Source organism: Pseudooceanicola marinus (genome assembly GCF_020177265.1).
Taxonomy (GTDB): Bacteria; Pseudomonadota; Alphaproteobacteria; order Rhodobacterales; family Rhodobacteraceae; genus Pseudooceanicola; species Pseudooceanicola marinus_A.
The window spans coordinates 247,276-267,992 of sequence record NZ_JAIVMC010000003.1; the positions used below are offsets into that span (position 1 = coordinate 247,276).

Consider the following 20,717-nt stretch of genomic DNA (forward strand, 5'->3'; position numbering starts at 1 on the left):
GGCGGCCGCGCAGGGCCTGAACGCAGCGCGAAGCCACCCGAACCCCAAGGCTTGCAGGAAAAAGGGCGCCTCACGGGGCGCCCTTTCTCATATACGATGGCTGGAAATGCTCCGGGGGAGGCGCCCGCAGGGCGGCGGGGGCAGAGCCCCCTTTTTCCTCCCATCTGCCGCCCTTCGGCGGCGGGGGCAGCGCCCCCTGCAGTCTCCTCAGTCGTCGTATTCCACCAGCAGGTCCTTGGCGTCGATCTGCGCGCCCGGGGTGACATGCACGGCCTTGATCGTGCCGTCGCGGTCGGCGTGCAGGCCGGTTTCCATCTTCATCGCCTCGATGGTCAGGATCAGGTCACCCTGTTTCACCGCCTGGCCAGCGTTGACCCCGATGGAGGCCACGACACCCGGCATCGGCGCGGCCACATGGGCGGCGTTCGTCGGGTCCGCCTTGGGCCGTGCCGCCGCGCCGCCGGTGGCGGAGCGGTCGGCCACCCGGATCACCCGCGGCTGGCCATTCAGCTCGAAGAAGACCCGCGCCTCGCCATCCTCATGGGTTTCGCCCACGGCCTGCAGCCGGATCTCCAGCGTCTTGCCCGGATCGATCTCCGCCGAGATCTCCTCGCCCTGTTCCATGCCGTAGAAGAAGGTCTTCGTGGGCAGGGTGCGGACGGGGCCATAGAGCTCGTGGCGGGTGGCGTAGTCGAGGAACACCTTGGGGTACATCAGGTAGGAATTGACGTCCTCGTCGTCGATCTCCCGCCCGCCGAGCTTTTCGGAGATTTCGCGGCGCACCGCCTCGAAGTCGACGGGGGGCAGATGGGCGCCGGGGCGCTCGGTGTTGGGCGCCTCGCCCTTCAGGATCTTGGCCACCAGCGCGGGCGGGAAGCCGCCCGGGGGCTGGCCCAGATTGCCGCGCATCATGTCGATCACGCTGTCGGGGAAGGAAATTTCGCGATCCGGGTCCTCGACCTCCTCGCGGGTCAGGCCCTGGCTGACCATCATCAGGGCCATGTCGCCCACCACCTTGGACGAGGGCGTGACCTTCACGATGTCGCCGAACATCTGGTTCACCTGGGCATAGGTGTGCGCCACCTCGTGCCAGCGTTCTTCCAGCCCCATGGACCGCGCCTGCGCCTTCAGGTTTGTGAACTGACCGCCGGGCATCTCATGCAGGTAGACCTCCGATGCGGGGGCCTGCATGCCGGATTCGAAGGCCACGTATTGCGCCCGCACTGCTTCCCAGTAATCCGACATCTGGCGGATCTGTTCGATATCCAGCCCGGTGTCGCGGTCGGTGAACATCAGCGCCTCGACGATCGAGCCGAGCGTCGGCTGCGAGGTGTTGCCGGAGAAGCTGTCCATCGCCGCATCGGCGGCATCCACGCCGGCCTCGGCGGCGGCCAGGATGGTGGCGCCCGCGATGCCCGAGGTGTCATGGGTGTGGAAGTGGATGGGGATCTGGATCTCGTCCTTCAGCGCCTTGAACAGCACCCGCGCGGCGGAGGGTTTCAGCAGGCCCGCCATGTCCTTCACGCCCAGCACATGGGCGCCGGCGGCCTCCAGCTCCTTCGCCATGGCGACGTAGTATTTCAGGTCATACTTCGCCCGGTCGGGGTTCAGGATGTCGCCGGTGTAGCAGACGGTGCCTTCGCAGATCTTGCCGGTGTCGATCACTGCATCCATGGCGACGCGCATGTTCTCCACCCAGTTCAGGCTGTCGAAGACGCGGAAGACGTCCATGCCGGTCTCGGCGGCCTGTTTCACGAAGGATTGCACCACGTTGTCGGGGTAGTTGGTGTAGCCCACCCCGTTCGAGCCGCGCAGCAGCATCTGGGTCAGGATGTTGGGGCAGGCGGCGCGAATGTCGCGCAGCCGCTGCCAGGGATCTTCCTGCAGGAAACGGAAGGCGACGTCGAAGGTGGCGCCGCCCCAGCATTCCAGGCTGAACAGCTGCGGCAGGTTGGCGGCATAGCTGGGCGCGGCGCGGATCATGTCGACCGAGCGCATGCGGGTGGCCAGCAGCGACTGGTGGCCGTCGCGCATGGTCGTGTCGGTGATCAGCAGCGGCTCATGCGCCAGCATCCAGTCCGCCACGGCCTTCGGGCCCTTCTCGTCCAGCAGGGTCTTCGAGCCGGGGGGCACCTCCGGCCCGGCGGGCGGCGGGCTGGGCAGCTTGAACCCCTCGGGCAGGCCGGCGCGACCCTTGGTTTCCGGGTGACCGTTCACCGTCACGTCGGCGATGTAGGTCAGCACCTTGGTGCCCCGGTCGGCGGGGGTGCGGAAATCGAACAGCTCCGGCGTCGTGTCGATGAACTTCGTCGTGTACTGGTTGTTGAGGAAGGTCGGGTGCTTCAGCAGGTTCTGCACGAAGGCGATGTTGGTGCTGACCCCGCGAATGCGGAACTCGCGCAGGGCACGGTCCATTCGCGCGATGGCTTTCTCTGGCGTCTGGGCGCTGGCCGTCACCTTGACCAGCAGGCTGTCGTAGTAACGGGTGATCACCCCGCCGGCGTAGGCCGTGCCGCCGTCCAGGCGGATGCCCATCCCGGTGGCGGAGCGATAGGCGCTGATGCGGCCATAGTCGGGGATGAAGTTGTTCTGCGGATCTTCGGTGGTAATCCGGGTCTGCAGGGCGTGGCCGGTCAGGCGCACGTCATACTGGCTGGCCTTGCCGGTGGCTTCCGACAGGCTCTTGCCCTCGGCGATCATGATCTGCGCCTGCACGATGTCGATACCGGTCACTTCCTCGGTGACGGTATGTTCCACCTGCACGCGGGGGTTCACCTCGATGAAGTAGAAGGCGCCGGTGTCCATATCCATCAGGAACTCGACCGTGCCCGCGCATTCGTAATTCACATGGGCACAGATCTTGCGGCCCAGCTCGCAGATCTCCTCGCGCTGCGCCTCGCTTAGGTACGGGGCAGGGGCGCGTTCCACGACCTTCTGGTTGCGGCGCTGGACCGAACAGTCGCGTTCGTAGAGGTGGTAGATATGCCCCTGCTGGTCGCCCAGGATCTGCACCTCGACGTGGCGGGCGCGGGTGATCATCTTCTCCAGATAGCCCTCGCCATTGCCGAAGGCGGCCTCGGCCTCGCGCCGGCCTTCCAGCACTTTCTCCTTCAGCTCCTCCGGACCGTTGATCGGGCGCATGCCGCGCCCGCCGCCGCCCCAGCTGGCTTTCAGCATCAGGGGATAGCCGATTTCGCCGGCCTCTTTCTCGATGGCATCGAAATCGTCGCCCAGCACTTCGGTGGCGGGAATCACCGGTACGCCGGCGGCGATGGCCACCTTGCGCGCGCTGGCCTTGTCGCCAAGCGCCCGCATGGTTTCGGCCCGGGGCCCGATGAAGGTGATGCCGGCGGCGACACAGGCATCGACAAACTCGGGGTTCTCCGACAGCAGGCCGTAGCCCGGGTGGATCGCATCGGCGCCGGACATCTTGGCGACGCGGATGATCTCCTCGATCGACAGGTAGGCGGCGACAGGGCCCAGGCCCTCCCCGATCTTGTAGGCCTCGTCCGCCTTGAAGCGATGCAGCCCCAGCTTGTCCTCCTCGGCATAGATGGCGACGGTTTTCTTGCCCATCTCGTTTGCCGCACGCATGATCCGGATGGCGATTTCGCCCCGGTTCGCGATGAGAATTTTCTGGAATTCGGCCATGTCTGCTCCTCGTCTGCAGGCTAGGGTCGCGGCGCGGGCGCCGTCCTTTCGGACAGCAAACGCGATGCCGCAACGCAGCGCAAGTCTGGAAGTAATTTGCGTGAACAATTATCCCGCGTGGCGAATAGCTTGATTGCGCAAACACTCAGCCAGAGCGGGCCCGCTATGCCGAAGGCTGTGGCCGACCCCGGCGCAGCCATGCGCCTGGCGCCGTGGCCGGACGCGCGCGAAAAGCGTAGGAACAGAATGGGAACGTCTCTTTTCCTCGTTGCCGCTTTTCGTTATTCTGGCGCGCATGAGCAGTTATTCCGAAGACGACGCTTTCGAAGCGGCCGCCGCCCCCGCACGCGGATCCCTCAGCCAGCAGGCGATGGCGGGGATGCGCAGCACGGCCTATCTGGACGACCTGAACCCGGCGCAGCGCGAGGCGGTGGAAACGCTGGACGGCCCGGTCCTGATGCTGGCCGGCGCCGGCACCGGCAAGACCAAGGCCCTGATGGCGCGCGTGGCGCATCTGATGACCACGGGCCGCGCCCGCCCGGACGAAATCCTCTGCGTCACCTTCACCAACAAGGCCGCGAAGGAGATGAAGGACCGGCTGGCCGCGCCGCCCTTCGGCGTGCGCGAATCCGTCCGCTGGATGGGCACCTTCCACGCCATCTGCGTGAAACTGTTGCGCCGCCATGCCGAACTGGCCGGGCTGAAGTCGAACTTCACCATCCTCGACAGCGATGACCAGATCCGCCTGCTGAAACAGGTGATCTCGGCCGCCAACATCGACGAGAAACGCTGGCCCGCGCGCCAGCTGGCCGGGCTGATCGACCATTGGAAGAACCGCTGCTGGATGCCCTCCAAGGTGCCCAGTGCCGAGGCCGCGCATTTCAACAACCGCGGCACGGAGCTTTACGATCATTACCAGACCCGCCTGCGGGAGCTGAACGCGGTCGATTTCGGCGACCTGCTGCTGCACATGGTCACCATCTTCCAGGCGCATCCCGATCTGCTGGCCCAGTACCAGCGGTGGTTCAAGTACATCCTGGTGGACGAATACCAGGATACCAACGTGGCGCAGTACATGTGGTTGCGGCTGCTGGCCGGCGGGCACAAGAACATCTGCTGCGTGGGGGACGACGACCAGTCGATCTATGGCTGGCGCGGCGCCGAGGTGGGCAACATCCTGCGGTTCGAAAAGGATTTTCCGGGCGCCAAGGTGGTCCGGCTGGAACAGAACTATCGCTCCACCCCGCATATCCTGGCCGCAGCGACCTCGGTGATTTCCGGCAACGAGAATCGGCTGGGCAAGACGCTCTGGACCCAAGCGGAGGAGGGCGAGAAGCTTCGCCTGATCGGCCACTGGGATGGCGACGAGGAAGCTCGCTGGATCGGGGATGAGATCGAGGCGCTGGAGAAGGGCACACGGGGCCTGCGCCCCTATTCGGCGGACGACATGGCGATTCTCGTGCGCGCCTCGCACCAGATGCGCGCCTTCGAGGATCGGTTCCTGACCATCGGTCTGCCCTACAAGGTGATCGGCGGTCCGCGATTCTACGAACGGCTCGAGATTCGCGATGCCATGGGCTATTTCCGCCTGGTGACCTCGCCCGCCGATGACCTTGCGTTCGAGCGCATCGTCAACACCCCCAAGCGAGGCTTGGGCGACAAGGCCCGGCAGAAGATCCAGATGGTGGCGCGCGCAAACGGCACCTCGCTGCTGGATGGCGCCCGGATCCTGCTGCAGGACAAGGGGCTGACCGGCAAGGGCGCGGCGCAGCTGTCGCTGTTCATCGACCAGATCGACCGCTGGCACGAGGTGGCGCGGCTGCATGCCACCGCCACGACCCTGGCGGACGAGGACGACGTGGTGATGGATGACGACCGCCCGCAGGCCCCGTTTTCCCACGTCGAACTGGCCGAACAGATCCTGGACGAGAGCGGCTACACGGAGATGTGGCAGAACGACAAGACGCCTGAGGCGCCCGGCCGGCTTGAAAACCTCAAGGAACTGGTCAGCCAGCTGGACAATTTCGACAACCTCCAGGGGTTCCTCGAACACGTCAGCCTGGTGATGGACAACGAGCAGTCGGGGGATGAGCCCAAGGTCTCGATCATGACGCTGCACGCCGCCAAGGGGCTGGAATTCCCGGTGATCTTCCTGCCCGGTTGGGAAGATGGGCTGTTCCCGTCGCAGCGGTCTATGGACGAATCGGGCCTCAAGGGTCTGGAGGAGGAACGCCGCCTGGCCTACGTCGGCATCACCCGCGCGGAGGAGCTTTGCACGATCTCCTTCGCCGGCAATCGGCGCGTCTTCGGCCAGTGGCAAAGCCAGCTGCCCTCGCGATTCATCGATGAGCTGTCCGAGGAGGACGTGGAAGTGCTGACGCCCCCGGGCCTCTACGGCGGCGGCTATGGCGCGGCCTCGGGCGGATCGGTGCAGTCGGGCATGGAGAGCCGCATGGCGGAGGCCAATGTCTACAACTCCCCCGGCTGGCGCCGGATGCAGGCACGTGCCTCGGACCGTCCGGTCAGCCAGCCGCGCGAAACCCGCGGCTCGGTCATCGACATGACGGCGGCCTCGACTCACACGGTGGGCGAGCGGGTTTTCCACCAGAAATTCGGCTATGGCGAGATCCTGGGCGTCGAGGGCGACAAGCTGGAGATTGCCTTCGACAAGGCCGGGGTGAAGAAGGTCGTGGCGAAATTCGTCACTAACCCCGACGACGTCCCCTTCTGAGGGCGCTTGGCTGGCCGGATCCTCTCCTGCAGCTACCTTGATCTGGTGTCCCCGAAAGGACGCCGCAGCCGCAGCTCGGCTGTAGGGTGGCCTACTTTTACCAAGGGCGATCGGACCGCCCGATCCCGCGCGGCTCCATGCCCTGTATCGCGCTGCCCCCCTGCTTCACCTTGTCGGAAATACTCACGGAGCTGACCTGCGTCCCGGGAAGCACCCGTTGGATGCAGCCCTCAGCAAAGGGGAAGCACCCGTTCCCGTTTCTCATGTCCTGAAAAAGAAAAACGGCGGCGCTCAGGGAGGAGGAGAGAGCGCCGCCGTCATTCAACGCGGACCCAGGGAGGAGGAGAGGGGCCGCGTATGGGGTCCAAGTGTCCGGCGGGAGCAGGGAGGAGGAGAGCTCCCGCCGGTCTTGGCGTCACCGCTCAGGGAGGAGGAGAGAGCGGCGAAAGACTGGGGAAGGACCTTTCGGAACGTCCCCTATGTAGGTCCGGAGATGCCAGGGAGGAGGAGAGGCATCTCCGGGAACAACGCGCGCCCAGGGAGGAGGAGAGGGCGGCGTATGTCTGGGGAAGGACCTTTCGGAACGTCCCCTGTGTGGGTCCGGAGATGCCAGGGAGGAGGAGAGGCATCTCCGGGAACAACGCGCGCCCAGGGAGGAGGAGAGGGCGGCGTATGTCTGGGGAAGGACCTTTCGGAACGTCCCCTGTATGGGTCCGAAGATGCCAGGGAGGAGGAGAGGCATCTCCGGAATACAACGATCGCTCAGGGAGGAGGAGAGAGCGACCGTATCTGTGGTCAGTGTCCGGCGGGAGCAGGGAGGAGGAGAGCTCCCGCCGGTCCTGACATCACCACCCAGGGAGGAGGAGAGGGTGGCGAACTGTTGGAGCGTTCAGCCCCGATATAGGTGCGGCGGTGCCAGGGAGGAGGAGAGGCACCGCCGCCAGTCTCAGTGGCCCAGGGAGGAGGAGAGGGCCGACTGATCCCAAGTGTCGTTACGCCGAGGCGCCGTAAGCTTCCTCGTAGGCGACCGACTTGATCATCGAACGGTGCAGGCCCAGGTCCGACAGCTCACGGTTGGTGAGAGCGGACAGCTCGGAGATGCTGCGCCGGTATTTGGAGTAGCGGGCGTAACGGGTCGCGACCGACCCCAGGATCCGGGAGAAACCTTGCTGGGGGGCCAGAGCGGCCGGAGATTGCGTTGCGTATGCCATCTTACTCATCCTTCACGTAACGAACTCGACAACGTTGAAACGGTCGAAACTGGTGTTGCGGGTCTGGGGCCGGGCGGTGGCGCCTCGTGTTGGCGCTAACGTTCCGGCTTGCCTCGCCGCTGCTGTTGGAACCTTATTTGCGCATTTGCTGCGGATGCACAATGACCCGTTCTACAACGCCGCTATGCAGCAAGCGCATAAGCATTGATGACCTAAAGTTACGTGGTCACGGCTGCCCGATTTCTGGGCGGAATGTGAACGCAGGCCCAGTAAAACAAGACCGCGCGTCGTGACGCCACGTCGCACAACATGTTTGCACGAAAATGAAGCGCCTGAGTCAGCTTTGGCGTTTGAGGTGATTTTCCCGGTCCACATCGACGACGCCCCAAACCGCTTTGGTTAACGCGGATGCTGCGGTGCAGAAAGTCTGTGCGCCGCGGCGCAATCGGTTGCGGGGCCTCAAGCGGCCACGCCCCCTTGTTCCGCGCGTCAAAATGCGCACCTTGGCCCAAAGCCCGTCGTTGGCCAGAAGGAGTGCCCCCGTGACCGTGACCCGTGACCAGATTCTGGACGAACTGAAACGCCTGACCCTGCCCGACGGGGGCAATCTCGTCAGTCGGGACATGGTGCGTGCGCTGTCCGTCGACGGCTCTCAGGTGCGGTTCGTCATCGAGGCCCCCGATCCCGCGACCGCCCGCAAGATGGAGGCGATCCGCGCCGCGGCCGAGGAGTTGGTGCAGGCGCTGCCGGGGGTGGAGAAGGCGAGTGCCGCCTTGACCGCCCACGAGGGCAAGCCCACGGGCGTCCCGCGCAGCGCGCCGGCGGCACCCGCCGGCGGGGACTCCGCCCCCAGCCTGAAGATCGGTGGCCACCCGAAGCCCCAGACCGCGCCGATGAAGCCGGCGGGCATCAAGCATGTCCTGGCTATCGGCTCCGGCAAGGGTGGGGTGGGCAAGTCCACCGTCTCGTCGAACCTCGCCGTGGCCCTGGCGAAACAGGGCAAGAAGGTGGGGCTGCTGGATGCCGACATTTATGGCCCGTCGCAGCCGCGCATGATGGGCGCCACCAAACGGCCCGCCTCGCCCGACGGCCAGACGATCGAACCGCTGACCGCCCATGGTGTCACGCTGATGTCGATCGGGCTGATGCTGGACGAGACCAAGGCCGTGGTCTGGCGGGGACCGATGCTCATGGGGGCGCTGCAGCAGATGATGACCCAGGTGAAATGGGGCGAGCTGGACGTGCTGCTGATCGACCTGCCGCCGGGCACGGGCGACGTGCAGCTGACGCTGGGCCAGCGTTCTGCCCTGGACGGGGCGATCATCGTCTCGACCCCGCAGGATGTGGCGCTGCTGGATGCGCGCAAGGCCATCGACATGTTCCAGACCCTGAAGGTGCCGCTGGTCGGCATGATCGAGAACATGGCGTCTTACATCTGTCCCGAATGCGGGCATGAGGCGCATCCCTTCGGTCATGGTGGCGTCGCCGCCGAGGCCGCGAAGCTGGGCGTGCCCCTGCTGGGCGCGCTGCCGCTGGACCTGGAGACGCGGCTGGCTGGGGATGCCGGCACGCCGATTGCCCTGGGCGACGACAAGCAGGCGGCGGCCTATGCCGCCCTGGCAAACCGACTGATCGAAGATGGCTTGGCCTGATCCGTCGGCTGGTGCGCGATCCGTCAGGTGAGGCCACGTCTTCCTAGACCCCCGGCGCCGCTGTGCCGGGGGTCTTTTGCTGCCCGTTCTTGATGGCTCCGGCCGGCGCGCGTTCCTGGTGGCTCTTGGTCGTGGGAGGGCATGGGGCATTCCCATGGGATCGCCCGGCACAGACCATGGGATCCCACGGCACCGGGTCATGGGATAGCCGGGCACTGGCCGTGGGATCGGATGGGTCAGGGTGTGGGATGGGCCGCCACCGGCGGTTTTGACCGTCCCTCACGAACCAATCGCTTTCCGCTCGCAGCGAATCACCCCGACGTGACCGTGGAATGGGGTGGGCTGACATGGGATTCAGCCTGCCTTTACCTCGATTTCGCGCGACTGGTGGTCCGGCATGGGACTTTCCGGCACACATGGCGTGGGCCTGCTGGGGGTACCATATCTGGTGTTTTGGCCCCTGGCGCTCCGCTAATTGAGCTCTCCTGGTCGGCCTGGCACCCCAAGACCTTGTTTCGCGGAGGCCTCACGGACTAGATTTTCCCATGAAATCCCGCAAAAACCATTTGCGTTCCATGAAATCCCGTGACAACCATGACGACAGATGAGGACGGGAACACATAGGGGCCCAAGAGGCGCAAGACCTCCCAAGATGTCCCAAGGCAGTGAGTAGTACAGGCCCCGCCTTCATCACACATAACCAGAGATCCGGCGCGCGGGGCGAGCAGACATCCCCCCAGGTGGCCGCGCGCAGTCGGACTACCCGGAAACGGGACGAGGGCGGCGGATAGGGCAGTGGCAGCAGTCCTATCCGCCGTTTTCCGTTTCAGGGAATCGCATCTGGAGAATCAGGTCAAGGGGGGCAGGGGACGAGTGGAACCTTGAGCGAAAAAAGGTTCACGGGTGAGGAGGAGTTCAAGGTGGACTCCAAGGGTCGGGTCTCCATCCCGGCCAAGTTCCGTGCCGTGCTCGAATCCCAGGACAGCGAATACGCCCCCGGCAAGACCGCCCGCATGTATGCCGTCTTCGGCGGCCACCTCGACAATCACGTGGAATGCTACTCGGCCGAGACCATGTCCGAGACGGTCGAGATGATCCTGCGTCTGCCGCAGTCGAAGCCGCGCACCAAGCTGATGCGCCGCTGGTACATCTCCCAGTCCACCGAATTTGCCATCGACGACACGGGCCGCATCGTCCTGCCCGCCAAGCTGCGCGAGAAGATCGGCGTTGGGGCGGGTGAAACCGTGCTGTTCGCCGGCGTCGGCAAGACGTTCCAGATCTGGCGGCCCGAGGCCTACGACGCCATGGTCGAGGAGCAGGAGGCCCTGCTGGACGGTGAGGACGAAGATTTCGATCCCGAGGCGCTGCTGGATGACCTGCGCGCCGAGGCCCAGGCGCGCCCACATCTCTCTGTTGTCCCGACGGAGGAGTGAGAGATGGCTGATCGCCCCGAGACCCCTTCCACCTCCGGGCCCGAAGCCAAGGCCGAGGCCCCGCATGTGCCGGTCCTGTTGCGCCCGCTGCTGGCGGCCGTGGCCCCGGTCACCGGCACCTGGATCGACGGCACCTTCGGCGCCGGCGGCTATGCCCGCGGCCTGCTGGAGGCCGGCGCGGACCGGGTGATTGGCATCGATCAGGATCCGCTGGCCTTGCAGATGGCCGAAAGCTGGGCGCCCGCCTGGGGGGATCGTCTGCAAATCGTGCAGGAGAACTTTGCAAACATGGATGCCGTGGCCGAAACCCATGCGCCCGAAGGGCTTGCGGGGATCGTGCTCGACCTCGGGGTCTCTTCCATGCAGCTGGACCTGGCGGAACGGGGCTTCTCCTTCCTGCGCGACGGCCCGCTGGACATGCGCATGTCGCAGTCGGGGCCGTCGGCGGCGGACCTGGTGAACGAGATGGAAGAGGGGCCGCTGGCCGACATCCTCTACCTTTACGGCGAGGAGCGTGCCTCGCGCCGCATCGCCCGCGCCATCGTGCGGGCCCGCGAAGAGGCGCCGATCACCACCACCCTGCGCCTGGCCGAGCTGATCGAACGCACCCTGCCGCGCACCAAGCCGGGGCAGAGCCACGCCGCCACCCGCAGCTTCCAGGCGCTGCGCATCGCGGTGAACGACGAATACGGTGCCCTGGCCGAGGGGCTGATGGCCGCCGAACGTGCCCTGCCACCGGGTGGCGCGCTGGCCGTGGTCACCTTCCACTCGATCGAGGACCGGATGGTGAAACGCTTCTTCCAGCTGCGCACCGGCCATTCCGGCAACGTGAACCGCTACGCCCCCGTGCAGGAGGCCGAGGCCGCCGCCTTCACCCAGAAGACAAAGAAGGGCATCGGCCCGGATGACGACGAACTGGCCGTGAACCCCCGCTCGCGGTCCGCCCGCCTGCGCGTCGGATTCCGCACCAGTGCCCCCGCCGAGGATGTCGATCGTGCCGCCATGGGCATGCCCGGCGCGGCGAAACCCGGCGGCAAAGGAGGAAGAAGACGATGAGGACCTTTCTCTACCTGATTTCCGCCCTGTCGGTGATCGGCCTGGCCTTCTGGGCCTACCGCGAGAACTATGAAACCCAGTCGGCCATCGCGCAGTCCGAACAGCTGCAGGACGACATCGCGCGGGCTCGGGCCCGGCTGAACATGCTGCGCGCCGAATGGGCCTACCTGAACCGGCCCGATCGCCTGCGCGACCTGGCCGAGATCAATTTCCCCGACCTGCAACTGCAGCCGCTGGACCCGTCGCAGTTCGGCAAGGTGGCCCAGGTCCGCTTCCCGCCGGCCCCCGCGCCGGAAGCGGAGGTGGTGTTCAACAATCCCGTCGATGTCTCTTCGCTGGGGCCCGCCCCCGACCAGAGCGGCGCCGATGACAGCACGGAGGGCGCGGAATGACTCGCACGCCGCTGCGCCCGCTGGCCCGCATCCTCGACGCCCGCGCCCGGGGCGAGAACCCCGACGTGATCGAGCGTGAGAACATCCGCCGCCGCCACGAGGAGATGCGGGATCATTCCCGTGCCCGCGCCGAAACCCGGCTGCTGGTCATGGGGTTGGCCTTCTTCTGTGCCTTCTCGGTCATCGGCCTGCGCATGGGCGTCATGGCCGGCTCCGAGGGGGAGGAGCCGCGCACCGCCCGGGCCGGGGTCGCGCAGATCGTGCCGACGCGGGCGGAGATCGTCGACCGCCGGGGTCGCATCCTGGCGACCAACATGGAGACCTCGGCGCTTTATGCGCACCCGCACCAGATGATCGAGCCCGAGCGCGCGGCCGAGGAACTGGCGAAGATCTTCCCAGAACTGGATGCCGAGACCCTGACCCGTCGGTTCACCACGCCGGGATCGAAATTCTACTGGATCCGTCGCACCCTCAGCCCCGAACAGCGCCAGCAGGTGCATGATATCGGCGAGCCGGGCCTGCATTTCGGCCCGCGCGAGATGCGGCTTTATCCCAACGGGCCGATCGCGGCGCATATCCTGGGCGGCTCCACCTTCGACAACGAAGGCACCCGCTGGGCCGAGATCAAGGGCTCCGCCGGACTGGAACATGCCTTTGACGAACGGCTGCGCGACCCGGCCAAGGCCGGGCAGCCCCTGCGCCTGTCGCTGGACCTGACGGTGCAGGCGGCGCTGGAACAGGTGCTGGCGGGCGGCATGTCCCTGATGAAGGCCAAGGGCGCGGCAGCCGTGCTGATGGATGTCGACAGCGGCGAGGTCGTGGCCATGGCCAGCCTGCCCGATTTCGACCCCAACGACCGCCCGCACAACCCGACCTCGGGGCATCCCGACGACAGCCCGCTGTTCAACCGCGCGGTGCAGGGCGTGTATGAGCTGGGCTCCGTCTTCAAGGCCTTCACCATCGCCCAGGTGCTGGAGGAAGGCATCGCCACCCCCGACACGGTGATCGACATTCGCGGGCCGATCCGCTGGGGCCGCTTCTCGATCTCCGACGACCACTACCTGGGCACCGAGACCGACGTGCGCGAGATCCTGGTGGAAAGCTCGAACATCGGCACGGCGCGCCTGGCGCAGAAGATCGGGCCGGAACGGCAGCAGGAATTCCTGCGCCGTCTCGGCATGATGGAGACGGTGCCGCTGGAGATCGCGGAAGCCTCCAGCGCCGATCCGCGCACCCAGTCGAACTGGTCCGAGCTGACGACGATGACAGTCTCCTACGGCCACGGCATGTCGGTGTCGCTGGCCCATGTGGCCGCCGCCTATGCCGCCATCGCCAATGGCGGGCGCCTGCTGAAACCCACGCTGCTGCGGCGCGACACGCCGCCAGAGGGCACCCGCGTGATGTCCGAAGGCACCTCCGCCACGCTTCGCCAGATGCTGCGCGAGGTGGTGACCGAGGGCACGGCCTCCTTCGGCGACGTCGAGGGCTACGAGGTGGGCGGCAAGACCGGTACGGCGAACAAGCTGCGACCCTCGGGCGGGTATTACGAGGACAAGACGATCGCGACCTTTGCCTCGATCTTCCCGGCCTCCGATCCGCGCTACACGCTGATCCTGATGCTGGATGAGCCGGAAACCCATATCTACGGCATGGACCGGCGCACCGCCGGCTGGACCGCCGTGCCGGTCGCGGCCGAGGTGATCCGCCGGATCGCCCCCCTGCTGGGCCTGCGGCCTGCCGTTGAACCCGTCTCGGCGGCTGATATAACGCTGACATCGAACTGATCCGCCCCGCGACGCCCCGGGCGGGCCTGGCCTGCGGGCTGCGGCCCCCGGGCCCCGGCGCCGGGGCGGAGACAGCGCACAGCGTGGGCGGGGGCCCGGAAAGGCGACGCGAATGACCGACGAACAGGGCAGGGTGAACGGAGGCGGCGCACGGGCCAAGAGCCTGGCGGAACTGGGGCTGACGGCCCGGGCGGGCCGCGAGGTGCAGGTCACCGGACTGGCCGTCGACAGCCGCGAGGTGGCGCCGGGCTTTCTCTTCGCCGCCATGCCGGGCACCCGCATCCACGGAGCCGAATTCATCGCCACCGCCCTGACCCAGGGCGCGGCCGCCATCCTGACCGATGCCAAAGGCGCGCGCATCGCCGCCGAGGCGCTGACCGGCTCCGACGCCGCGCTGGTGGTGGCCGAGGATCCGCGCCAGGCGCTGGCCTGCGCCGCCGCGCTGTGGTTCGGCGTGCAGCCGCGCATCATGGCCGCCGTCACCGGCACCAACGGCAAGACCTCCGTCGCGACCTTCCTGCGGCAGATCTGGCAGGCCTTGGGGCATACGGCAATCAACCTCGGCACCACCGGGGTCGAGGGGGATTTCACCCATGCGCTGGCCCATACCACGCCCGAGCCGATCACCCTGCACCGGGTCCTGGCCGAGGCCGCCCATGCCGGGGTGACCCATTGCGCGATGGAGGCCTCCTCCCACGGGCTGGCGCAGCGGCGACTGGACGGCGTGGTGCTGGCCGCCGGCGGGTTCACCAACCTGACGCAGGATCACCTCGACTACCACGCCAGCTTCAACGACTATTTCGAGGCCAAGGCCTCTCTCTTCACCCGCGTCCTTGCGCCGGAAGGTCACGCGGTCATCAACCTCGATGGCGCGCGCGGCACCACTATGGCGACCCGGGCGGAGGAGCATGGGCTGGACGTGCTGACCGTGGGCGAGTCGGCGGAGGCCGAGATGCGCCTGATCGCGCGCCGCTTCACCCCCCACGGGCAGATCCTGCGCGTCGGGTTCAACGGCCAGGAGTACCAGGTGCCGCTGGATCTGATCGGCGGGTTCCAGGGGGAAAACGTCATGCTGGCGGCGGGCCTTGCCCTACTGACCGGGGAAACCCCGGACGAGGTCTTCGGCGTGCTGCCCCACCTCAAGGGCGTGCGCGGCCGGATGCAGCTGGCCGCCACCCGCGACAATGGCGCGGCGATCTTCGTCGATTATGCCCATACGCCCGATGCCGTGGCCACCGCCCTGAAGGCACTGCGCCCGCATGTGATGGGCCGCATCCTGTGCATCGTCGGCGCCGGCGGCGACCGCGACCGCACCAAGCGCCCGCTGATGGGGGAGGCGGCGGCGGAAAACGCCGACCTTGTCTTCGTGACCGACGACAACCCGCGCTCCGAGGATCCGGCGGCGATCCGTCAGGCGGTCCTGATGGGCTGCCCCGAGGCGATCGAGGTCGGCGACCGGGCCGAGGCGATCCTGCGCGCCATCGACGCGCTTGGCCCCGGCGACGCCCTGCTGATCGCGGGCAAGGGGCATGAGACCGGTCAGACCGTGGGTGACACCGTCTATCCCTTCGATGACGTGGAACAGGCCTCGGTGGCCGTTGCCGCCCTCGACGGGAGGCTGGCATGAGCACGGATCTGTGGCCCGCCGCCGAGGCCGCCCGCGCCACGGGCGGCGCGGCGCGCGGCGACTGGACGGCCTCTGGCGTTTCCATCGACACCCGCACCCTGGTGCCCGGGGACCTTTTCGTGGCCCTTTCGGCGGCCCGCGACGGGCATGAGTTCGTGGCTCAGGCGCTGGAGAAGGGCGCGGCAGCCGCCCTTGTCACCCATGTGCCCGAGGGCGTCGCCCCCGATGCGTCGCTGCTGATCGTCGACAACGTGCTGGAGGGGCTGGAGGGCCTGGCCCGTGCCGCCCGCGCCCGGATGACGGGCCGGGTGGTGGCGGTGACCGGCTCGGCCGGCAAGACCTCCACCAAGGAAATGCTGCGCGAGGTCTTCACCGCGCAACGCAAGACCCACGCCGCCGAGGCCAGTTATAACAACCATTGGGGTGTGCCCCTGACCCTGGCGCGGATGCCGCGCGACACCGAACTGGCGGTGATCGAGATCGGCATGAACCACCCCGGAGAGATCGCGCCCCTGACCCGGCTCGCCCGGCCCCACGTGGCGGTGGTGACCACCGTTGTCGCCGCGCACTTGGAGGCCTTCGACAACATCGAGGGGATCGCGCGGGAAAAGGCCACCATCGTCGAGGGGCTGGAACCCGGCGGGGTGGCGGTGCTGAACGGGGACCTGGACACGACGCCGATCCTGGTGGCCGCGGCGCGGGCGCAGAAGGCCAAGGTGCTGCGCTTCGGCGAAAGCCGCAACTGCCACCACCGGCTGATGCAGGTCACCCTGGCCGAGGATTGCCTGGTCTGCGAGGCGCGGGCCTGGCGCACGCCGGTCACCTGGAAGGTCCAGGCGGCGGGGCGGCACTTCGCTTTGAACGCGCTGGCCGTGCTGGCGGTGGCCCATGTGCTGGGCCTCGACCGGGCGCTGGCGCTGGCCGCGCTTGGTCGCTGGGTGCCGCCGCCGGGCCGCGGCCTGCGCCAGTGGCGCATCCTCGACCCGCTGGACCGCGCGCTGTCCTTCGAGCTGATCGACGACGCCTTCAACGCCAACCCGGCCTCCATGGGGGCGGCGCTGGACGTGCTGGCCGCCTCGCGTCCGCGCGACAACTTGGGCCGTCATGCCCAGGGGCGCCGCATCGCCGTTCTGGGCGAGATGCTGGAGCTGGGCGCGCAGGAGATGGAAATGCACCGCGCCCTGGCCGAGCACCCGGCGCTGGAACGGGTCGATCTGGTCCATTGCGTCGGCAGCCGGATGAAACCCTTCTACGATGCGCTGCCCCTGCATCAGCGGGGCCGCTTCTGCGAGACCGCCAAACCCCTGGCGGCGAACGCGCTGCGGTTGGTGGATGCGGGCGATGTCGTGCTCATCAAGGGCTCCAAGGGGTCGAAAGTCTCGACCGTGGTTGACGCCCTGCGCAAACTGAGCCATCCCGCCGACGAGTGAGGCCCCGCCCGACCCGGCGGCCCGCTCCGCCCCCGTATACGCCCGAAAGGACCCTTCCCAGATGCTTTACTGGCTGACCGCCCTGTCCGATGGCGGTGACGTGTTCAACCTCTTCCGCTACATCACCTTCCGCGCGGGCGGGGCCTTTCTCACGGCGCTCTTCTTCGGCTTCTTCTTCGGGCCGCGCCTGATCAACGTCTTGCGCCGCAGCCAGGGCAAGGGCCAGCCGATCCGCTCCGACGGGCCGGAAGGGCACCTGTCGAAGGCCGGTACGCCGACCATGGGCGGGCTGCTGATCGTTGGCGCTCTGACCACCGCGACGCTCTTCTGGGCGCGGTGGGACAACCCCTATGTCTGGCTGGTCCTCTTCGTGACACTGTCCTTCGGCGCCATCGGCTTTGCCGACGACTATGCCAAGGTGTCGAAGCAGAACACCGCCGGGGTCTCGGCGCGCATGCGTCTGCTGCTTGGCTTCCTGATCGCGCTGGTGGCCTCGCTCTGGGCGTCCTGGTCCCATCCCGAGGACATGCAGTTTGCCCTGGCCTTCCCGATCTTCAAGGACGTGCTGCTGCACCTCGGTGTCTTCTTCGTGCCCTTCGCCATGTTCGTGATCGTCGGCGCGGCCAATGCGGTGAACCTGACCGACGGGCTGGACGGGCTGGCGATCATGCCGGTGATGATCGCCTCCGCCGCGCTCGGGGTGATCGCCTATTTCGTCGGCAACACCACCTTTACCGACTACCTCGGCCTGCATTACGTGCCGGGCACGGGGGAGATCGTGATCTTCGTGGCGGGCCTGATGGGCGGCGGTCTGGGCTTCCTGTGGTACAACGCCCCGCCGGCGGCGGTCTTCATGGGCGACACCGGGTCGCTGGCCCTCGGCGGCGCGCTTGGCGCCATCGCCGTGGCCACCAAGCACGAGATCGTGCTGGGCATCGTCGGCGGCCTCTTCGTGGTCGAGGCGCTGTCAGTGATCATCCAGGTCCTCTACTTCAAGCGGACGGGCAAACGTGTCTTCCTGATGGCGCCGATCCACCACCACTACGAGAAGAAGGGCTGGGCGGAACCGACTATCGTGATCCGCTTCTGGATCATCTCGCTGATCCTGGCAATCGTCGGCCTGGCCACGCTGAAACTGCGCTGAACGGGGCCTTGGCCCGGCGGGGCGGGGGCTCTGCCCCCCTTGAGCCCTGGCGCCCTCTATTCCCCCCGGGATATTTCCGGCAAAGAGAAGAGGCGGGACAGCGCCAGTGCGGCGCCCGCCGTTCGGGCCGGGCCGGTACAACCGACGGCAGGAGAACGCGGGCGCCTGGCTGGCGCCGCCACCCTGTCTTCACCTTGTTCCAAATACTCACGGCGCAACAGCCGCTGCGGGGCGTGATCCCGGGGCAGGGCGCCTAGCGGCGGGCAAGCTCCAGCCGCGCGACGAGCCCGTGGACGCCGTCCTGGAAGGACAGGCTCCCGCCGTGCTGTTCGGCCACCGCCTGCACGATGGTCAGGCCGAGGCCGAACCCCTCGGCCGTCGCGGCGTTCTCGCCACGCTGGAAGGGGCGCATCAGGGCCTCGACCGCACGGGCGTCCATCCCCTGGCCCGCATCCTCCACCAGAACCGCCACGCGGTCGGCGGCAACCTCCAGCGCGACCTCGGCGTGGCGGCCGTATTTCAGGGCGTTGTCGATCAGGTTGCCGATGGCGCGGCCCAGGGCCACGGGGCGGGCGGTGACCAGCACGGGGCCGGCGCCGGGGCCGGGCAGGGCGCCGGCGCGGGCCCCGCCCTTGGGGGCAAAGAGCGTGCCCTGCGCCGCGATCCGCGCGGGCGCCGCCGCGCGCAGCCGCACCGGGCGGCCCATGTCGCAGTAGTCATCCACCAAGGCCTCCAGCAGGGAACTGAGCGACAGCTCGCGCGGGGCCTCTGCCGACATCTCGGATCGGGTGTAGGACAGCACGCTGTCGATCATCCCGGTCATCCGGTCGATGTCATGCTCGATCTTGCCCCGCAGGGTGTCGTCGGCGATCAGGCGCGCGCGCAGGCGCAGCCGGGTGGCAGGGGTGCCCAGGTCGTGGCTGACGCCCGACAGGATTTCCGCCCGCCGGGCGAGGCGGGCACGTTCATCCGCCAGGTGATCGTTGACCGCCTCTACCAGCTCCGCCAGTTCGGCCGGTCCGTCGGCGGAGTAGCGTTCCGGCCCGCCCGCCACCCGGCGCCGGCCAAGGGCGCGGGCGAAGCCGGAGAAGCGCGCGGCCACCTCGGTCACCCGGGTCCACAGCACGGCGAGGGCGACCAGCGCCAGCAGCAGTGCGCCCAGCCGGTAATCCCCCGGCGCGGCGGCGCAGCCCCAGACGGCGGCCCCGTCGATCCGCATCCACGGCGCCTCGCCCGCGCGGGCAAAGAGCACCGGATCGCTGCAGTAGCTGGCCAATAGCCGGGTGACCTGGCCCAGCTTCTCGGGGGCGGTGCGCGCGCCGCCCTCCAGCCGGGCGACCTCGTAGCGCAGCCCGTCGGAGACGATGGCCAGCCGCAGGACCGGGCTGCCGAAATCCTCTGCCGTGCCGTCGCGGATCGAGGCGCGGGTGACCTGCGCGGGCACAGGTACCCCGTCCAGCCGGGCGAAATCCCCGGCCTCGGCCAGGGCCTGGTCGTCGCGGGCCAGCGGGGTCATCACCAGGTCCGCCGGCGGGGTCGTGCCTCGGGTCAGGCTGTCGTAGAGGGTGACACCCGCGATCTGCGCCCGGCCCAGGTGCTGGGCCCAGGCGTCGCGCGACCCCATCCACAGGGCGGTGGCCGCCACGCCTGCGGCGAAGGCCACCATGACCCAGATCGTGCCGATCCCGCGCAGGCCGGGGCGCCAGGGCAGGGTCACGCCGCGCCCCTCTCCACGTCGCTGGCCAGGACATAGCCGGTGCCGCGCACCGTCTTCAGGATCGCTGGCGCCTTCGGGTCCCGCTCGATCTTGCCGCGCAGCCGGCCCATGAGGACGTCGATGGCCCGGCCCGAACCTTCCTCCTCGGCGCCGAGCGCGGCGGCGATCTCCTCCCGGGTCAGGGGGATGCGCGGGTTGGCCAGCATCACCTTCAGCAGCTCCGTCTCGCGCCGCGACAGGGCGACCTGGAAGCCGGCGGGGGAGGTTACCTCGTCACGCTTGCCGTCGTAGGTCCAGCCGGCGAATTCGAACCGGTCGGAGGCGCGGCGATAGACCAGCGAGGGCGTGCGCCGGGCACGCTTGAGGACCGCGCGTACCCGGGCCAGCAGCAGGTCGGGGTTGAAGGGCTTTGCGATATAGTCGTCCGCGCCCACCTCGTAGCCCGCCATGCGCTGGTGATCGGCCGAGAGGGCGGAGACCAGGATGATCGGCATGTCATGATCGGCGCGCAGGCTGGCGCAGATTTCGACCCCGCTTTCATCACCCAGCATCACGTCCAGCAGGATCAGGTCGATCCGGCCCGCGGCGAGGGCGGCGTCGATCTCGGCCCCGGTCGCGGCGGCGTTGACGAAGAACCCCGAGGCGCGCAGATACTCCGTCAGCATCTCGCGCATCTCGACATCGTCATCGACGACCAGCAGGCGGGCAATGGTCATGGGGCCTCCCTTCTCCACCCGCGAAGACTAGTGGTTGGCGCGGGACGGAGCAATCGCCGCGATCCGCGAGGCATTTACGCAGCGGGCCTCGATGCCGGCGCCCCTCGGGGCCTTCCCCTGCGGCAGCGATCCGCGCTGCGTCGCGGCAATTTTCCCTTTCGTAACAGCCTGTA

At 67.8% G+C, this 20,717-nt stretch carries 13 protein-coding genes; 9 read left to right on the forward strand and 4 right to left on the reverse strand.

Annotated elements, in window-relative coordinates:
- Nucleotides 1-207 precede the first annotated feature (207 nt).
- Nucleotides 208-3,651 carry a pyruvate carboxylase gene (locus tag LC066_RS05815; protein WP_224897155.1) on the reverse strand — a complete coding sequence of 1,148 codons (3,444 nt, stop codon included), beginning with the start codon at nt 3,649-3,651 and terminating at the stop codon, nt 208-210.
- A gap of 295 nt (nt 3,652-3,946) precedes the next feature.
- Between LC066_RS05815 and LC066_RS05820 the strand changes: the two genes are divergently transcribed.
- Nucleotides 3,947-6,382, forward strand: coding sequence for an ATP-dependent helicase (locus LC066_RS05820; RefSeq protein ID WP_224897158.1), 2,436 nt, complete (start codon nt 3,947-3,949; stop codon nt 6,380-6,382).
- 992 nt (nt 6,383-7,374) lie between these two features.
- On the opposite strand, the gene LC066_RS05825 is transcribed toward LC066_RS05820, so the two are convergent.
- Entirely contained in the window at nt 7,375-7,593 is a 219-nt protein-coding gene (locus tag LC066_RS05825; protein WP_222476822.1) for a DUF1127 domain-containing protein, read from the reverse strand.
- A gap of 542 nt (nt 7,594-8,135) precedes the next feature.
- Here LC066_RS05825 and LC066_RS05830 point away from each other — a divergent pair.
- The 8 genes from LC066_RS05830 to mraY all read left to right on the forward strand — a co-directional run bounded on the left by LC066_RS05830 (nt 8,136) and on the right by mraY (nt 18,111).
- The gene (locus LC066_RS05830) at nt 8,136-9,245 is read left to right on the forward strand and encodes an Mrp/NBP35 family ATP-binding protein (protein ID WP_224897160.1); all 1,110 of its coding nucleotides are present in this window, start codon (nt 8,136-8,138) and stop codon (nt 9,243-9,245) included.
- Nucleotides 9,246-10,126: 881 nt separating this feature from the next.
- Nucleotides 10,127-10,678: a division/cell wall cluster transcriptional repressor MraZ gene (locus LC066_RS05835; RefSeq protein ID WP_224897161.1), complete on the forward strand. Its 552-nt coding sequence runs from the start codon at nt 10,127-10,129 to the stop codon at nt 10,676-10,678.
- Nucleotides 10,679-10,681: 3 nt separating this feature from the next.
- Entirely contained in the window at nt 10,682-11,734 is a 1,053-nt protein-coding gene (gene rsmH, locus LC066_RS05840) for a 16S rRNA (cytosine(1402)-N(4))-methyltransferase RsmH (protein WP_224897163.1), read from the forward strand.
- Nucleotides 11,731-12,126: a hypothetical protein gene (locus LC066_RS05845; RefSeq protein ID WP_222476828.1), complete on the forward strand. Its 396-nt coding sequence runs from the start codon at nt 11,731-11,733 to the stop codon at nt 12,124-12,126. The genes rsmH and LC066_RS05845 overlap by 4 nt, the downstream gene beginning before the upstream one ends.
- The gene (locus LC066_RS05850; RefSeq protein WP_222476829.1) at nt 12,123-13,910 is read left to right on the forward strand and encodes a peptidoglycan D,D-transpeptidase FtsI family protein; all 1,788 of its coding nucleotides are present in this window, start codon (nt 12,123-12,125) and stop codon (nt 13,908-13,910) included. Before LC066_RS05845 ends, LC066_RS05850 begins: the two co-directional genes overlap by 4 nt.
- Nucleotides 13,911-14,022: 112 nt before the next feature.
- The gene (locus LC066_RS05855) at nt 14,023-15,537 is read left to right on the forward strand and encodes a UDP-N-acetylmuramoyl-L-alanyl-D-glutamate--2,6-diaminopimelate ligase (RefSeq protein WP_224897165.1); all 1,515 of its coding nucleotides are present in this window, start codon (nt 14,023-14,025) and stop codon (nt 15,535-15,537) included.
- Nucleotides 15,534-16,967, forward strand: a complete 1,434-nt coding sequence (locus tag LC066_RS05860; RefSeq protein ID WP_224897167.1) for a UDP-N-acetylmuramoyl-tripeptide--D-alanyl-D-alanine ligase — start codon at nt 15,534-15,536, stop codon at nt 16,965-16,967. Before LC066_RS05855 ends, LC066_RS05860 begins: the two co-directional genes overlap by 4 nt.
- A 61-nt stretch (nt 16,968-17,028) precedes the next feature.
- On the forward strand, nt 17,029-18,111 hold the full coding sequence (gene mraY, locus LC066_RS05865; protein WP_224897169.1) for a phospho-N-acetylmuramoyl-pentapeptide-transferase: 1,083 nt from the start codon (nt 17,029-17,031) through the stop codon (nt 18,109-18,111).
- A gap of 253 nt (nt 18,112-18,364) precedes the next feature.
- Here the strand turns inward: mraY and LC066_RS05870 are convergent, their stop codons facing one another.
- Entirely contained in the window at nt 18,365-19,828 is a 1,464-nt protein-coding gene (locus tag LC066_RS05870; RefSeq protein WP_318246704.1) for a HAMP domain-containing sensor histidine kinase, read from the reverse strand.
- Nucleotides 19,825-20,544 (reverse strand): response regulator transcription factor, encoded by a 720-nt coding sequence (locus LC066_RS05875; protein WP_222476839.1) that lies wholly within the window; start codon nt 20,542-20,544, stop codon nt 19,825-19,827. The genes LC066_RS05870 and LC066_RS05875 overlap by 4 nt, the downstream gene beginning before the upstream one ends.
- Between the last annotated feature and the right edge of the window lie 173 nt (nt 20,545-20,717).

Excerpts from the sequence above, each read along its gene's own strand:
- LC066_RS05815 (WP_224897155.1), bottom strand. The coding sequence starts at position 3,651 with ATGGCCGAATTCCAGAAAATTCTCATCGCGAACCGGGGCGAAATCGCC.
- LC066_RS05820 (WP_224897158.1), top strand. The coding sequence starts at position 3,947 with ATGAGCAGTTATTCCGAAGACGACGCTTTCGAAGCGGCCGCCGCCCCC.
- LC066_RS05825 (WP_222476822.1), bottom strand. The coding sequence starts at position 7,593 with ATGGCATACGCAACGCAATCTCCGGCCGCTCTGGCCCCCCAGCAAGGT.
- rsmH (WP_224897163.1), top strand. The coding sequence starts at position 10,682 with ATGGCTGATCGCCCCGAGACCCCTTCCACCTCCGGGCCCGAAGCCAAG.
- LC066_RS05845 (WP_222476828.1), top strand. The coding sequence starts at position 11,731 with ATGAGGACCTTTCTCTACCTGATTTCCGCCCTGTCGGTGATCGGCCTG.
- LC066_RS05850 (WP_222476829.1), top strand. The coding sequence starts at position 12,123 with ATGACTCGCACGCCGCTGCGCCCGCTGGCCCGCATCCTCGACGCCCGC.
- LC066_RS05855 (WP_224897165.1), top strand. The coding sequence starts at position 14,023 with ATGACCGACGAACAGGGCAGGGTGAACGGAGGCGGCGCACGGGCCAAG.
- LC066_RS05860 (WP_224897167.1), top strand. The coding sequence starts at position 15,534 with ATGAGCACGGATCTGTGGCCCGCCGCCGAGGCCGCCCGCGCCACGGGC.
- mraY (WP_224897169.1), top strand. The coding sequence starts at position 17,029 with ATGCTTTACTGGCTGACCGCCCTGTCCGATGGCGGTGACGTGTTCAAC.
- LC066_RS05875 (WP_222476839.1), bottom strand. The coding sequence starts at position 20,544 with ATGACCATTGCCCGCCTGCTGGTCGTCGATGACGATGTCGAGATGCGC.